Source organism: Mucilaginibacter sp. dw_454 (assembly GCF_018449775.1).
Lineage (GTDB): Bacteria > Bacteroidota > Bacteroidia > Sphingobacteriales > Sphingobacteriaceae > Mucilaginibacter.
In genome coordinates this window covers 504048-520452 of sequence record NZ_JAAVVB010000003.1, presented here as the reverse complement: position 1 = coordinate 520452, position 16405 = coordinate 504048, and the positions used below count along the sequence as shown (strand labels likewise).

The 16405-nt window shown below is 47.5% G+C and carries 12 protein-coding genes; 5 read left to right on the top strand and 7 right to left on the bottom strand.

The window, feature by feature from the left end; all coding sequences use genetic code 11:
* Positions 1-196 precede the first annotated feature (196 nt).
* Positions 197-3085 (bottom strand): glycoside hydrolase family 38 C-terminal domain-containing protein, encoded by a 2889-nt coding sequence (locus HB679_RS12620; RefSeq protein WP_214072340.1) that lies wholly within the window; start codon positions 3083-3085, stop codon positions 197-199.
* 788 nt (positions 3086-3873) lie between these two features.
* On the opposite strand from HB679_RS12620, the gene HB679_RS12615 reads away from it, so the two are divergent.
* Positions 3874-5394: a lipase maturation factor family protein gene (locus tag HB679_RS12615; RefSeq protein ID WP_214072339.1), complete on the top strand. Its 1521-nt coding sequence runs from the start codon at positions 3874-3876 to the stop codon at positions 5392-5394.
* Between the two features lie 44 nt (positions 5395-5438).
* Here HB679_RS12615 and HB679_RS12610 read toward each other — a convergent pair whose 3' ends face one another.
* A complete protein-coding gene (locus HB679_RS12610) occupies positions 5439-5711 on the bottom strand; it encodes a YtxH domain-containing protein (RefSeq protein WP_214072338.1) in 273 nt (90 codons plus the stop codon).
* 532 nt (positions 5712-6243) lie between these two features.
* Between HB679_RS12610 and HB679_RS12605 the strand changes: the two genes are divergently transcribed.
* The 4 genes from HB679_RS12605 (at position 6244) to HB679_RS12590 (ending at position 9847) form a co-directional block, all read left to right on the top strand.
* Entirely contained in the window at positions 6244-6474 is a 231-nt protein-coding gene (locus HB679_RS12605) for a hypothetical protein (protein ID WP_214072337.1), read from the top strand.
* A 55-nt stretch (positions 6475-6529) separates the two neighbouring features.
* Positions 6530-7732, top strand: coding sequence for a hypothetical protein (locus tag HB679_RS12600; RefSeq protein ID WP_214072336.1), 1203 nt, complete (start codon positions 6530-6532; stop codon positions 7730-7732).
* A 7-nt stretch (positions 7733-7739) separates the two neighbouring features.
* Positions 7740-9395, top strand: a complete 1656-nt coding sequence (locus HB679_RS12595) for a hypothetical protein (RefSeq protein WP_214072335.1) — start codon at positions 7740-7742, stop codon at positions 9393-9395.
* 143 nt (positions 9396-9538) lie between these two features.
* Positions 9539-9847: a hypothetical protein gene (locus tag HB679_RS12590; protein WP_214072334.1), complete on the top strand. Its 309-nt coding sequence runs from the start codon at positions 9539-9541 to the stop codon at positions 9845-9847.
* Positions 9848-9853: 6 nt separating this feature from the next.
* On the opposite strand, the gene HB679_RS12585 is transcribed toward HB679_RS12590, so the two are convergent.
* From HB679_RS12585 to pxpB, 5 genes are read right to left on the bottom strand one after another with little or no spacing between them, the layout of a single operon-like run.
* Positions 9854-12421 carry a M1 family aminopeptidase gene (locus HB679_RS12585; RefSeq protein WP_214072333.1) on the bottom strand — a complete coding sequence of 856 codons (2568 nt, stop codon included), beginning with the start codon at positions 12419-12421 and terminating at the stop codon, positions 9854-9856.
* Between the two features lie 10 nt (positions 12422-12431).
* Positions 12432-13613, bottom strand: a complete 1182-nt coding sequence (locus HB679_RS12580; protein WP_214072332.1) for an NRAMP family divalent metal transporter — start codon at positions 13611-13613, stop codon at positions 12432-12434.
* Positions 13614-14375 carry a 5-oxoprolinase subunit PxpA gene (locus HB679_RS12575; protein ID WP_214072331.1) on the bottom strand — a complete coding sequence of 254 codons (762 nt, stop codon included), beginning with the start codon at positions 14373-14375 and terminating at the stop codon, positions 13614-13616.
* A 12-nt stretch (positions 14376-14387) separates the two neighbouring features.
* Positions 14388-15377, bottom strand: coding sequence for a biotin-dependent carboxyltransferase family protein (locus tag HB679_RS12570; RefSeq protein ID WP_214072330.1), 990 nt, complete (start codon positions 15375-15377; stop codon positions 14388-14390).
* Positions 15378-16211: a 5-oxoprolinase subunit PxpB gene (gene pxpB, locus HB679_RS12565; RefSeq protein ID WP_255547598.1), complete on the bottom strand. Its 834-nt coding sequence runs from the start codon at positions 16209-16211 to the stop codon at positions 15378-15380.
* Positions 16212-16405: the final 194 nt, after the last annotated feature.

Here is a 16405-nt window from a genome sequence, read left to right as displayed (position 1 = left end):
CGATCAGATTGCCTGTGCAAATATAAAGCATTGTAAACGGCAGATTGATTATGGTTTTGTAAAGTTGCTGTGATGTTAGGGGAAAACTCACGTTGTCATTGCGAGCGAGGAACGAGCGCGGCAATCGCACGCGTTTAGACTTTCTCCTTGCGATTGCCACGCTACGCTCGCAATGACAACGTGCTAAGGTAAACGTCTACCGCTCCACCCGTACCGTCATCATCCCCTTCGCCGGGATAACAAAACTGTTAGCCAGCACCGCTTTCTTATCCTCTGTCAAATTACTTTGCCAGATTTTAACGGCAGGCACTGTTTGAGGAGTAATGCTAACATGTGCATCAACACTACCCGCGTTTACCAACTGCGCTACCACACCTTTACCGTCATCGGCAGGTTTAATGGCTTCTACATAAACATTATTGCCGCTTAGTTTGAAGAACAGTTTACCGGCATCGGCAGAAGCAGCGGCAGCTATTAATGGCTGATGATTAGCTAAGCCCGTTTGTTCGGTCTTAAAACTATTAAAGGCTGATGCATGTGCGCTGAAAATATAGCGGAACGTAGCCGGACCCTCCTCCTGCTCTACACGGAAGTTAGTATGCCACAAGTTGTTCATCACCCAGGAAAAAATTTGTGACGACTGCGGTGTGTAAGTGATCCACTGCGGTGCATGATGCAGGCCGCCCAACAAATCGGCAGTGGTGATTTTGCCAATTTCGAACAAAGGCGCGTCAGGACTAGACCAGGTTACACCGAATCCGGCATTGGAAATATCAACCCAGCGCTGCATGGTGTACCAGTTGCGGTTAGCATTTTGTAGTTGATCCTTCTCGGCCTCTGCACTTCCCCAGGGAATGCTGTAACGCACCTGCGCACCCGGCACTTTAAACGGAAATGCAAAATGCACGCTTTCTTTACGGCGGATAGCTCTTTTGTCTATGGTATTGATCAGTTCGACTTTATCCAGGCTGCTTACTAAACGGATCTCGCGCGTAAGGCCATTGGCTCCGGGTGCTTTTGAAGTTACCGACAGGCTCACTACCAGTGGTCCGTTCTCTTTGATGCTGATAGTTGCACCGGATGTTGACTCTATCTTTTGCAATGAATCGCCGGGCATGTAGGTGTACTGGTTAAATCCGGCAGAGTCGACTAAAATTAAGTCTTTATCGGCTTGTGTTTTTACGATGTGGTCAATGTCCCCGGTTTGTGGGTCAATCTTAATAGCGTAAACGCCATTGCTTAACCCACTTTCAGAGATCCTGGCAAATCCTGCCGCAAAAGCCTTACCCGCGCTAACCGTATAAGTTTTTTTACCAAACGCCGGAACGCCCGTCGCCACAAAAGCCAGCTCACCGGTACTTAAGCGTTGCGATGGTACGGGTTTGCCCATTACATCTTTTACCAGATCGCCCGCCTTGCTTAGCTCCGCAGCAACATAAACCACATCTGTGCGCGGCCATGAAAGCGTGTTGTAAATATCAACGCCATTTGCTTTGGCCGATGTTACCGCCAGCACTTTAGCAGTCAACGTATCCGTCAGCCCTTTGGCGTGGATGGCATAATTCTTTTTCACCGCCCATTCACTTAATACTTTCTCGTTTTCGGGTTCGCTGGTGCTGTTGTAGGCGCCCCAGGTATGCTCGTTATACAACAGCAGGTTCTTCCAGGTTTCATCTACAATACTAGCCGGGTAAGCCGCTTTATTGCGGATAGCCCAGATGGCGTCGGCTTGTTTTAATTGGTCGGATGTTTCGCGGCTCAAGGCAGTTTCTTTTGCTGCGGTTGACACGCCGTCGGTCCAGTATTCGGTATAGTCGCCTTTTATATGTGGGATCTTGTCTTTATAAGCCGCTTCAAAATCGCCAAAAAACTGTTTGGTCGAAGTGATGATCAGTTTCGGCGATGCGTAGCGCTCGTTCCAGAGTTTTACGGCTTCGGGCAGTTCCGGGTCAATCGGCGCATTGTCGCTCATGGCCCAGGTCAGTATGGTCATGTCGTATGGGAAATTGGTCTTTTCCAGTCCCCCCAAATAACCAAACAGGTAAGGGTTCAGGAAATTTTCTGTAGGATGCCCGGTATAATACGGTTTCGGATCTTCCACACTAAAAAAGTTCGGGATCTTATCGCCTTTCAGCGCATAGCCTATCGAGTACGGCTGACACTGCCAGAATAGCAATTGCTGTTTGCCAGACGGCGACATCCAGTAAAAAGGTTTATCCTGCCACTTGGCTAAATTACCTATCCTATCCGAAGCGTTGGGTCCAGACAGGAAATACTTGATATTGGTTTGCTCTACCTGCGCAGATAATCCCCATGAAGCTCCCGGCACATCGCCCTGAAACATGGTATTGATAGTCAGTCCATGCGCCTTGGCTAATTGCTGCGATTTGGCGAACATCTCCATCAGTTGCTTCGAATCGGTCATACTGGTATTGGTGTTACCATAGGCGCCATCCAAACTGATCCAGCCTTTTTTCACCGCGTCCCAAAAGCGGTCGCGTTTGGCAGCGTCGGCACGTTTCAGGTAATTGTCTACCACCCACATCGCCTCGGTGGTCCATTTATATTGTGCCTCTTTGGGGTAATCGGCAGTTTTCTTCGCCAGGTCTATCGACTCATCAATATTATCCATGTGCAGCCTAAGCACCTTTTCCTGCACATTGGTATAACCAATATCTACGTGCGAGTGCGGCAGCACGTAAACCTTCCAATCGGCACGGCAAGGATTTACCGTGGCTACTGCGGTATAGGTTTTATCATCAGCTTTTAAAGTGACAGTGGCTTCTATAGGCTTAGTTACCGGCGCGCCGGGTAAAGCTATTTCAAAAGCATCTATGCCGTCCTTATTAGCGGGTATTTTTACATGAGTAGTTTGGCCGTTAAATTTTACCTCGACCTCGCCTTGGCTAAAATTCTTGCTGTTAAATACCAGCCGGGCCATGCGTTTATTACCGTCGGCGGTTTTTAAATAGGCTACGGTAGGTTGCAGCGTGATGCCGGTAAAATGTTTAACAGGCTGTTGTTGGGCACAAACAGTTGCGGCCAGGCATACAAACGTCAAGGCTAAAGCAGAAAGCTTTTTCATGGTTGATCTTTTATCTTCAAAAATAATTAGGGGTGATTAAATATCGCCCCTATTATTGGTTATCTGATGATAAAAGTATAACAATTTCATATTATGTACAAACATATGCACATATAAATTATGTTTTGTTGTTGTCTATCGGCGAAGACTCACCCCGACATCGCTTCGCTTGTCGGCCCTCTCTTCCGCAAGCGGGAAAGAGGGCAAATGCAATTTGTCATTGCGAGGAGGAACGACGTGGCAATCGCACGCGTTCAAACCTTCCACCTTGCGATTGCCACGCTACGCTCGCAATGACAATTTTCAATCACCCTCTTTCCGCCAACGGCGAAGAGAGGGTGGCCCAGCGCAGCGTCGGCCGGGTGAGTCCACCGCCGGATAAACTAAACCGTTCGCTATCGCCCGGCAATAGTGTAGTTGCAAACTACTGGCATAGTCGTCCGATTTGCAAACTTCGGACAGCGGCGCGTTCAAACCTTGCGATTGCCACGCTACGCTCGCAATGACAATTTTCAATCGCCCTCTTTCCGCCAACGGCGAAGAGAGGGTGGCCCAGCGTAGCGTCGGCCGGGTGAGTCCTGCGTTAGTGATAGCAGCGGATACCGGCCTGCGCCTAAAGCCTTGCGGCGTATGAGCGGATAGCACGGGCCGCAGGTAACGCCCACGCCAGGCAAAACTTACGATACCTGTCATGCTGAACTTGTTTCAGCATCCCACTTGTTAAGCAAAGCGTGCCGGTATGATGGGATGCCGAAACAAGTTCGGCATGACCATCGTTATAAATTTAAATGACTACCACCGAGGAAACCGACACCACCCCCACCTACTGGCTCACGCGCTTTGTGCTGCTGCGCCTGTTGGGCGCTGTGTATGCCCTTGCATTCCTGGTGGCTATCAATCAGCTTATTCCTTTAATTGGCGAACATGGCTTGTTACCTGTGGGTAATTACTTTGATGCCATCCGTCAATCTTACGGCTCAATAAGTGCCGGTTTTTTTAAACTGCCCTCTTTGTTTTGGTTTTGGCATTCTGATTTGGCTTTGCAAACTGTCGCCTGGGTGGGGTTTATCATTTCGCTCATTGTTATCGCAGGTTTTGCCAATGCGCCGATGATGGCGCTGCTGTGGGTTTTATACCTCTCGATAGTACATGCCGGGCAAGATTGGTACGGCTATGGCTGGGAAATCCAGCTAACCGAAACCGGTTTCCTGGCGATATTTCTTTGCCCGCTGCTGGATATGAGGCCCTTCCCAAAGCGGCGGCCGCCATTGTTTATTATCATTTTGTTCCGCTGGCTCATCTTCCGCATTATGCTGGGTGCGGGCATGATCAAATTTCGTGGCGATGCAGTTTGGCGCAATGCTACGGCTTTGTATTACTATTTCGAGACGCAGCCTATCCCCGGCCCACTGACGCGCTGGTTCCATTTCTTTCCACGATTATTACTGCGGATGGGTGTTTGGTTCAACTGGCTGGCCGAACTGATCGCACCTTTCTTTGCTTTTTGGCCGCGCAAGGCGAGGCATGTTGCAGGTATTATGATGATAGGCCTGCAAGTATTTATCATACTAAGTGGTAACCTTTCATTCCTCAACTGGCTCACCATTGTACCGGCATTGGCTTGTTTTGACGATGGTTTCTTAGAAAAGATCTTACCCAAAACACTAATTGCAAAGGCCCGTGCAGCGGAAGAAAATGCTGAAGAATCTAAACCAATGGTGATCACCTCGTGGATAGTCGCAGGCATTGTGGGGATTTTAAGTATCCAGCCGGTTTATAATATCCTGTCGCCCGATCAGGCCATGAACAGATCTTTCGAGCCTTTTGAGCTGGTGAACACTTATGGCGCGTTCGGCAGCGTGGGCCAGGAGCGTTATAATGTAGTTTTTGAGGGGACGATGGATGACACCACCGCCAACAAAGCGCATTGGATACCTTACCTGTATAAAGGACTGCCGGTATTGCTGAACAAACGACCGCCGCAAGTAGCACCTTATCAATTACGGCTCGACTGGCAAATGTGGTTTGCGGCGATGAGCACGGCAGAGCAATATCCCTGGACCTATAACCTGGTCTGGAAACTGCTGCATCGTGATGACACTGCTTTGAGTTTATTTGCTGCCGATCCCTTCCCCGGCAAGTCGCCGCGGTTTATCAGAGCCAGCATTTACAAGTATAAATTTGCCAAACCCGGCAACCCGCAGGGCCTTTACTGGACGCGCGAATTGCTGGGTGGCTGGATGCCGGTGTTATCTGCTGATGATCCCCGGCTCCAAAAATTTCTTCGGTACGAAGGTTGGATCAAATAAAGACGCAAAATATTGTTAGACGCAAAATATTGCGTCTCTACGTGTTATTTACTTACGTGATCGGCAACGGCTTTAACCGTTTTCTTAGAAATATTGGTCTTGTCGCTGATAAAGCCCGACACGATATTTTTAAACTCATCTTTCAAACCATGACTGATCTTGTCGATGGTATCGGCTAATGAGTCAGAAATTTTGTTGCGGGTATTATGGCCGCTATCGGTTAAATATAAGTAAGCAATTGCGCCTGCTGCTGCTGCACCCGTAACGCCTAAGGCAATCAGGGCAGTGTTATTTTTTCTTTCAAATGGATTTTTCATCGTGGTATGTTTTATAAGTTTAACATCGGGCCAACGCTTTGGTTTCTGTTAATTTAAAATTATGGCTGATGATAATTGTAGAGACGCAATATTTTGCGTCTCTATGAAAGCGATATATTGAAATAAAAGGAATTAAATGTTTTATAGCGCATTTAAACGCTTTAAACCATCGCATAGACGCAAAATATTGCGTCTCTACATTTGTGTTAACCCCACTCTTTTACGTCATCGCGAACGAGGTACGAGTGTGGCGATCTCCGGATCGCTTGTTTACCGTTCCGGTCGTTCAGAGATCGTCACGCTCTGCTCACGATGACGTGGTGGTTTAGCAGTTGTTGGTGAAACAAAAAATGACTTAAAAGTCATAAATACTGTTTCATTCTGTTTCACTAATTTTTTATAAAAATCTAATTATCAATAAATTAGTCTAAAAAACTGTTTCACTTGTTTCATCTGTTGCATACACACGTGAAACAGAACAACACGCACATTTGACAAACAAATACCCCGCTTCAATCATTGTATCTATACTATGAAAAAGCAAACCATGCCCAACGAACCCGATGAACGCCCGGTAAACCCGCAGCGCCCGGAGATACAACAACCGCACGACCCGGCCGAAACACAGGTCCCACAAAGAGAGGTCCCAGATGTACCACAAGAGCTGCCACCACCCTCAAACCCAGGCGAAGCGGGCAGCCCGTCACCAGGATTAGGCTTCCAGGCTACTCCTTTTATGTTTAGTTATTTTGGTGTACCTTAGTGCTATGCCTGTTAGCATCTTAGCTCACAGGCGGTACTGATCAACCGCTAAGATAATGACCACTATTGCCTTAACTCAACCGCAAGCCGCTGCCGAAAGCAGGGCTGTTAATGCTACCGCTACCCGTGCATTACCCATTTACGTGTATGCCGTAGTCTTTGCCTCGTTTTGTATCTGTATAGGGTTGATATGGGATATCTCCTGGCACATGAGCATTGGCCGCGACGGCCTGTTTGCGCCGCCGCACATGGTTACTTACCTGGGAGCCGTTACCTCGGGCCTCTTTTCGGGCTATTACGTATTGCGATTGACCTTCGCCGGTAAGACGGCCGAAAAGCAGCAATCTATCAGATTCTGGGGCATCTTCTACGGATCGCTGGGTGCGCTGTTCTGCATCTGGGGCGCCTTCACCATGATTACCTCTGCCCCGTTCGACGACTGGTGGCACAACACCTTCGGCCTCGACGTGCAGATCCTGTCGCCGCCACATACCGTGTTACTATTGGGTATGATCACTATCCAATTTGGCGCCCTGGTAAGCGTAATGGCTTTGCAAAACCGCGAAGCATCGGCAAACACCTACTCGCCCAAGGCATTGGCTACCTGCTTTATGCTGTCATCAGGCTTCTTATTAGTGATGTTGTTCACCATTGCGTCCGAATACCTTACCCGGCACGATATGCACGAAAGCTTCTTCTACCAGGTGGCCTCGGGCTTGTTTCCGCTGTTCCTGGTGGCTATCTCCAAAGCATCAACCAGCAAATGGGGTGCTACCCGCATGGCTGCCGTTTATATGGTGATGATGGCCGGACTGGTTTGGATACTGCCATTGTTCCATGCCGAACCTAAACTGGGGCCGGTATATTATCACTTTACGCATTATCAGCCTTTCCATTTCCCATTGTTGATGATCTTCCCGGCTTTGGCTATCGATCTGATTAACCACCGCCTCATTAACCAAAGTGCCATTGTGAAAGCACTGGCACTAGGCATAACGTTTACCCTGGTGCTATTGGCCGTGCAATGGCCGTTCGGCGATTTCCTGGCATCTACGCATGCGCAGAACTGGTTCTTTGGCACTACCTCATGGTATTTTGGTGCCGACCCTAACTACGAGTTCCGCTATACCATAGCCCCCTGGGCCACCGATACAGGCGTCGTGCTGGTTAAGGGTTTAGCTATCGCGATGCTGTTGGGTACGCTATCGTCCTGGCTTGGCTTAACCTGGGGCCGTTGGATGAAATCAGTTAAACGCTAAGCTGCACATGAAGAGATTTATACTTTGCTTAGCCCTGCTATTTGCAGCTTGCAGCAGCTATGCGCACGTTGGTAGCCCTGGCGTAACTTTCGAGGGCAATGCCGGGCCGTACAAGGTTATCATCAGCATAAACCCGCCTGATGTGATACCCGGTACCGCAATGGTTAGCGTCTTTTTAGAGGAGTCGGCCAAAGGCATTACCGTAAACGCCAAACCGGTTTACTGGACCGTAGGCAGCGACGGCACACCGCGCGCCGATGTGGCGGTACCATCAGAAAGCCAACCCGGCCGCTACGATGTCAAGATCTGGTTCATGAACATGGGCACCTCAAGTATTGATATAACCATTGATGGCCCCAAGGGCAGAGGCACGGTATTGGTACCCGTTATGGCCATATCAACAGCTAAGCGAAGCATGCCCGCCAGTTTGGGCTGGGGCCTGTTGGCCATGGCTGTGTTCCTGGTATTGTTGATGGTTACGATTATCAGTTCAAGTGTAGGCGACAGCCAGTTGGAAGCCGGCGAAGAGTTGACGCAACATATCCGCCGCCGCCGCTTTATAGGCGGCACAAGCGCTTTGATGATCTTACTGCTGATTCTATGGGGCGGTCGCTCGTGGTGGACTGCAGAAGCCGAGAACTACACGCGCTTTCTATATCACCCCCTTCAAGCTAAAACAACAGTTGATGCCGGAAACGGCGCATTGCGCATGTTGATAGATACTAACCAGTTAAACAACATGACCCGCTCCAAGCGCATGAACGTTACACGTAAAATGAGCTACCTTATCCCTGATCATGGTAAGCTGATGCACCTGTTTCTGATCAAAGCCGGCGATCTGGACGTGTTTGCACACCTGCATCCGCATCGTATAGATTCGGTTACCTTCGAAGCCAAGATGCCTGATCTACCCGCGGGCAAGTATTGGGTTTATGCCGATATTACCCGCCTGAGCGGCTTTGCAGAGACCATCGTAGATACCCTGGAGATCAAAGATCATATCTTTCGCACAGCCAGCCTGACCAACCATGCCAGCCCTGCGGCCGACCCTGACGACACCTACTACATCACCAACCCGGTAAACAACAACGTGCCTACCCGTACCGGCGCAGCTACTTGTGGCATGCCCGGCGTTGCCACCAAACTAAGCGATGGCTCAACAGCCATCTGGATGCAAAAGCCAGGCGAGCAACTAAGAGCCAACGAACTAACACAGCTTAACTTCGAGATACTTGACCCTAATGGCCAGCCCTCGAAATTAGAACCCTATATGGGTATGATAGCCCATGCGGTTATCTTGAAAGATGATGGTACAGTCTACATTCACCTACACCCGGCGGGGAGCTACTCCATGGGGTCGCAAAAGGCTTTGCTGGATAGGATAGCTTTCCATCAGCCATTGGACAAATACCTGCCGCAACCCAAAGAGTTTGCCGACAGCATAGACCGTTTTGTAGCGCATCTAAGCTCCATGACCGAGGCCGATCGCAATAAGCTACTCATGGCAGGCATGCCAACGATGACGCCTACGGAAATGGGTGGCATGCAGCATCAAATCAGCTTCCCGTATACGTTCCCGCAACCGGGTAAATACCGCATTTGGATACAGGCCAAACGCAACGGCACAATCATCAACAGTGCTTTTGATGCCGAGGTAAAGTAGTTGTTACTTACTAACTTATAGGTCTTTTTTTGAGCCACTCCTTTTTGGCTTTAGGCATATAGATATTACCTTTCCTGCACCAACACATTAAAAATGTGTTAGTTACACCTTAATTAAAAGTCAAATTCACAACAATTGACCTTATGTTTTATGTATTAATATTAGCAGCAGTGGTGTTTTTCATTGCTCACGTTGGCTTATTGATAGCCTCATTTACCGGCCCGCAGTTTGGCAGCTCAAGGTATTTTTACTCGCATTTAACCTTATGGATAACGGGTGCATTAATCTTTCTGATGGCGATATTGTACACCGGTTCCGGCCAATCACAATTCCTGGATTACTTTAACACACCTCTTAAAAAAGTGATGATATTGGTAGTGACCGGCGCTGTATCATTACTGGCGCATTGCATCGTTAAGTTTTTGGTGCTGCCTGCCGTTGGGAAGAGGTAAGCCTGCTTAGTTGATTATCCGCTGCGCACGATAAAGGTTATCCGCAGCCTGTAAGATCTTGTCTTTTAACTTAGGATTATAGTTAGGATGCGCCTTCAGGAAATCCTCCACTATCTGCCAGGCTTCCTTGCTTTGATAGCTGCCTAACACCGCAGCCAACCACGATTGGGGGAAGAACACATCGCCGGTACGCTGAATCTCCTCGACCAGATCCAAACTCTTGGGCAGGTATTTGATCGAAGTACTCTGTCTGAGCGGATGGTTCAAATAAGCCAAAGCAACAGTTACCCAGGCTTCTTTTTGTCGGTTTTTACGATCGCCCAAACTGGCGAAGAAAGCATCGCGCTCGTTAACATCTAACGACAAAGCGGGCATCAGGAATGAAAGTCTATTTTTACGGTCGACGTTGGTAATCCGGTCCTGCTGCTGTTTGATGACGCTGGTCACAGTGTCTGTTTTAAGCGCGATAGACAGCGCCAGGCTGGTATAATCATCCTCGGTCAACTTGATACCCGCGGGTGCCTGCTGCGTTTTCCAGATCTGGTAAATGCGGCTTTGGGCGGCATGGCTCAGGTAAATATCCTGGTAAGTTTTAAAGAGCACCTTTTTGTTATTCGGAGCGGTTTGTTGTTCCATGGCCGTCCATAAAAGCTGCTCCAAATCAGCAGTGTATCTAGGGCGGTCCCCGGTTTTAATAAAGCCCCAGTAAATACTTGAGATATAGCCGTTAATCAGGCGCAGATTCATTTCATCCTTTTCAATTGTCAAGCCCTTTTGCAGTAGCGCCAGTAGTTCGCCCGGTTTGTAAGAGCGGCTGGCCAGCATATTCTCATAGGCAATAATATATGCCGATGCCCTTTCCAGCGGACTTTTAATCGCGAAGAGCTCACCATCAATGCTTTTATCCGTAGGGAACAAACCGTAACCCATACCATCAGCGTTAAACAAAATATATTGTGGCTTTGGTAAACCGTTTGCTGCCGCGATGCTGATCTTCTGTTTATCCATATTGACAGCCAGTACCTTATCATAAGTGGCATAATGAAGTTTTATGGTAAACACCTGCGGCCAGATACGTGGTGCGCCGTTTTCAGGGTGTTGCGTCAAGCTAAAATCCCTGATCTTTCCGCCTGCATGCTTCACAGCATAATCAAACACCGGCCTGCCGGGTTGATTTACCCAAACCTTGTTCCACGCATACAAATCGGCTTTGCTGTATTTGCTCAGGATGCCGATCATATCGTTCCAGGTAGCATTGCTGTAAGCATACGTTTTCAGGTATTCGCGAATGCCTTTTTGGAAATTGTCTTTACCCATCAGTTTCTCCAACTGGCGCATCATGATGGGTGCTTTATGGTAGATGATATTGCCGTAAAGCGATCCTGCATCCTGCAAATTATCCAGTTGCTGGCGGATTGGGTTGGCGCCCAGCGTGCGATCTACGCCATACGCGGCCGGGTAATGATCCTGCAAAAACTTCTGACTGAAAGCCTCACTCCCCTGTAGTTTTTCGGCAACCTTATCGGCCATAAAATTGGCAAACACTTCCTTCATCCACACATCATTGAACCAGCGCATGGTCACCATATCGCCAAACCACATGTGGGCCGTTTCGTGCGAGATGACGTTAGCGCGCGAGATCAACTGATCTTTAGTAGCGCCATCATCCAAAAATAAAGCAGATGATTTATACTGCACCTCGCCGGGATGCTCCATGCCCCCAAACTGAAAATCCGGAATCCCCACAAAACCTACCTTTTGGAACGGGAACGGAATACCGGTCCATTTTTCTAAGAAAGCAATCGCATCGGCATGCGCTTTAAAAATCGAATCGACGCTTAGTTTGATCTTAGTAGGATCAGTCTCACGGTGAAGAAATTCGGCGGTGCGGCCCTCGCCTACCGGTTGCTTTACATCGGTGTATTTACCAGCAGTAAATGAGAACAGGTAAGTCGGAAGTTTATCAGTTTTATTAAAAGAATAAAATATATTCTGTCCTCTGGCTTCGGTGCTTTTTATATCGGCATTCGCTAAAACTTTCCAGCTCTTTGGCACCAAAAGATTTAGATTAAATACCGCTTTTAAATCTGGTTGATCAAAACAGGGAAACACCGTCCGCGCACGATCCGGAACGAACAGCGCATACAAGAAATCGTCATTCCTATTTAAAGATTCATTGCCAGCTATAAACTGAACACTAAATTGATTATGTCCGGGTTTTAAATATTTAGTATCAATAATAATATGTTCATCCTGAAAATTATACTTAACTCCCCAGTCATCTCCTCTTCCCACAAACCTGATATGGGTAGCGGGTTGTTTAAAATCTATTTGTAAAGGCTGGCCGGCATCTTTCAAGTCAAATTCCACTCGCATTGAACCATAAATGCTGTCTACACGATTTTCTGGTATTGCAAAAAACATGGTATACTTCACATTACTTATAACCGAAGCCCTGTAAGTAGCCAGTTCAAAAGATACCCCCGGCACGATAGCGACGGGTTTAGTTTGTTGTGCATGAGCAGCTGTCGTTAGCGCGACAGCAAATAAGATCAGTTTATACGTTAATTTCATTTCAAAAATATTAATGGCCAAACATCTGCATCAGCGCGCCGCAACTCATCCAGGTCATTACTCCAACTACGGCTACGCCTAATATCGTCAACAAAAGCGGTTGGCGGTAATCTGCAATTATTTTGGTGCGATAAGCGGCTATCAGCATTACGCCTAAAGCAATGGGTAATATAAAGCCGTTTATGGCTCCTACAGTTATTAATGTCTTAACCGGTTTGCCAATGATCTCAAAAATAATGCACGAAATCACGATAAAGGTAATGATGATCTCGCGGTTAAACTTCAAGATCATCGGGTGAAAGCTTTTGATAAACGACACCGAAGTATAAGCCGAACCCACCACAGATGATACCCCGGCTGCAAACATTACCAACCCAAATATCTTATACCCTAATTGACCGGCCGCTAACTGAAATACCGATGCAGCCGGATTAGCCGGATCCAGTTTTCCGCCTGCTGTAATAACTCCCAAAGCGGCGATAAACAATAGTAAGCGCATCAAAGAAGCCAAACCAATTGCGCTCAAAGCGCCCCTGTTAGTTTGAGGCAGATTTTCTCTACCGGTTTGACGTGCATCCAATAAGCGATGCGCCCCGGCAAAGGTAATATAGCCTCCAACTGTCCCGCCGACAATGGTCAACACCGCGGTAAAGCTAAAATGAGTTGGTGCAACAGCTCTTACAGCCGCCTCAATCAATGGCGGTTTGCTAATATAGGCCACAAACAGCGCCAGGCCTATTTTGAGCAGACCCATGGTTTTGGCAAAAGTGTCCATCACCTTACCGGCTTCTTTGTAAATAAAAATACCGATGGCCAAAATAGCACTCATGATGGCACCTTGCCCAACACTTACGCCTAGCAAGACATTTAAACCCAGTCCTGCACCTGCTATATTGCCAATGTTAAAAGCCATCCCGCCTAAAAACACCAGGAATGATACAAAATAGCCTAAGCCCGGAAACACCATATTGGCAATATCCTGCGCGGGCTTGTCGGCTACAGTAATGATACGCCAAATGTTTAGCTGCGCGATGGCATCCAATATCACCGAAAGTAAGATCACAAAACCGAAGCTTGCACCCAACTGCGCGGTAAAAACCGCGGTCTGCGTTAAAAAACCCGGGCCGATAGCTGATGAAGCCATTAAAAAAGCCGCGCCCAGTAAAATGCTCCAGTTATATTTTTTCTTCATTTATACGGCAGGCGCTTTAACGGTTACGCCTTCGCTTTTTAATTTTTGGTTGATCATTTTGGCAAATTCAACGGCATGTGCACCGTCGCCATGCAGGCAAAGGGTTTCGGCCTTGAGCTGGATTTTGTTATTGTTGACTGATATTACCTGTTGATGATTGACCATCAGCAATACCTGTTCAATGCTTTGTCTTTCATCCGCGATCATGGCATTGCTTTGAGTACGAGGTGTGAGCGAGCCATCATCCTGGTAGGTGCGGTCGGCAAATACTTCTGAGGCTGTGACAATGCCTGTTTTCTTAGCAGCTTCGATCATCTGGCTGCCGGCCAAAGCGTATAATATTAACGATGGGTCGAAATCGTGCACTGCTTGTACAATCGCTTTAGCTAAAGCAGGGTCCTTTGCAGCCATGTTGTATAATGCCCCATGGGCCTTCACATGGTGTAATTTACCTTCGGCAGCTTTTACAAAGGCATAAAGCGCCCCAATCTGGTAAAGCATCATCTGGTAAGCTTCACTGGCGGAGATCTTCATATCTCGCCTGCCAAAACCCTGCAGATCAGGCAGACCCGGGTGGGCACCTATGGCCACGCCTTTTTTGATAGCCATGGCCACAGTATGCTGCATCACGTCAGGGTCGCCTGCATGGTAGCCGCATGCTATGTTGGCCGAGGTGATGTAGTCCATTAAAATATCGTCATTGGGCATGGGGTAATTACCAAACGCTTCGCCCATATCGCAATTCAAATCGATGCTTTGCATGAATGTAGATTTTTATAAAAACTTGTATTGAACAGCCATTTGTAGCCGCCGCAGCTCCTGTTCACGTTCAAGATACAGTATTTCTGCTTCATGTTGGGTTATCTCTGTAAAATAAATGGCATCGCCCGGCTTTAGCTGGGCACAAAGGGGCAAGTCAACCGCGACCACCTGCGCAATGCGCGGATAGCCGCCGGTAGTCTGGCAATCGGCCATTAATAAGATCATACTACCCTCGCCGGTAACCTGGATGGTGCCGGGCATTACCGCGGTACTTAAAAGCTCGTCTTTTACCAAACGGTTCAAGGCAGGCCCTTGCAATTGGTAACCCATGCGGTTACTTTGTGTGCCAATAGTAAACGGCTCACTCAAAAAATCAACCACCGCCTGGCCGTTAAACCAGTTAAATTCATGTGCGGGCACAACCCTAATGCGCTTTCTATCAACTGGTAATAACAGGGTGATTGGAATACTCCAACTGGTGAAAAACACCTCATTACCTGATAGTTGTGTTAATATTTTTTGACTAACAACGGATAAATCATAACCTAATAATACATCACCCGCTTTCAATGCTCTGCCTTCCAGCCCGCCAAAACCGGCAGTAATAAAAGTACTCCTGCTACCCAAAATTTCAGGTACATTAAAGCCACCGGCAATAGCCAGGTAAGTGCGGCTGCCTATGTGGCTGTTAATCAGTTTAATGACTTTGTCTTTGGGGATGAATACCGGGCGCTCTGCGGGAAGCTTTCGATCGTTGATTGTTAAAATCGCGCCCTCACCCGCATAAGCTATCAACAGGTCGGTATCAGCTTTAAATTCACTATCGGCATAGGTAAATTCAATGACCGCCGCATTTTCGTCGTTACCCAAAACTATGTTGGCAATGCGGGCGGACAGCGTATCCATCGCCCCCGAAACCGGCACCGCCTGCGACAAGTAACCGCGCCGACCCAAATCTTGCACAGTGCTCAATAAACCCGGTTTAATGATGGTTAACTGCATTTAAAAACGGTTAAATACATTTAAATCCACATTAAAATCAATAAATTCTTTTTCAGTTATTGGTGTAAACATGATTTCATCGCCGGCTTTTAAAAGTGAGGGTTGCGCGCGGTTTACATCGAACAATTTCACCGGCGTTCGGCCTATCAATTGCCAACCGCCGGGCGTTTGCATCGGGTAGATCCCCGTTTGCATACCCGCTATCCCAACCGAACCCGCAGGCACCTTTTTTCGTGGCGAGCTTTTGCGCGGCGTTTCCAGTCGCTCATCCAGCCCACCCAAGTAGGCAAAGCCCGGTACAAAGCCTATCATATAAACTTTGTAAACCGCCTGGCTATGAATCTCGATAACCTCTTCTATTGACAAGCGGTGAAGATCGGCCACTTCCTGCAAATCGGGGCCATAATCACTACCGTAGCAAACCGGGATAGCAATTCTTGTTGCGGTTGTTTCTTTTAATTCTTTTTGATGCTGATTAAGCCTTTGCAAATAGTTAGACACCTTATCAAAGCAAGTGGCTCCCGACAAGTCGGCCTGGCTTACAACCACCGGGTCGAACAAAACAGTTAGCGTAGTATAAGCAGGTATGGCAGTGTTAAACCCATGGAAAGGCTGTTGGTGAAGCAACTGATTATATGCACTTACCGCATCCAGCAATTGCAGGTTAATGCTTTGCCCAAATTCCAGGGTTACAGCGCACTCGCTCAGGTAATAAATGGAAAATGCTTGTTCTGTAGCTATTGCACTGCTCATAACCAAAGCTACTACTTTGTTATTATTTGCGCCTGCTAAATATTTATGGTGATTGCGCATCAATTTTGAAATCCTGTTCATGACTTTTAAGTCATTTTTTAAATCTTAAAAAATGACATCATTCTATTTCAACTTAATATTTCATGACTTTTAAGTCATTTTCATAAATTACCCCTTTTTGGTAATGTAATATTCTGTTTACATTAGTACAGACCAATTGCCTTATAGCCCACTGAATATCTGCCTTTTATGGCAGACCGATCGTCTATGATGGT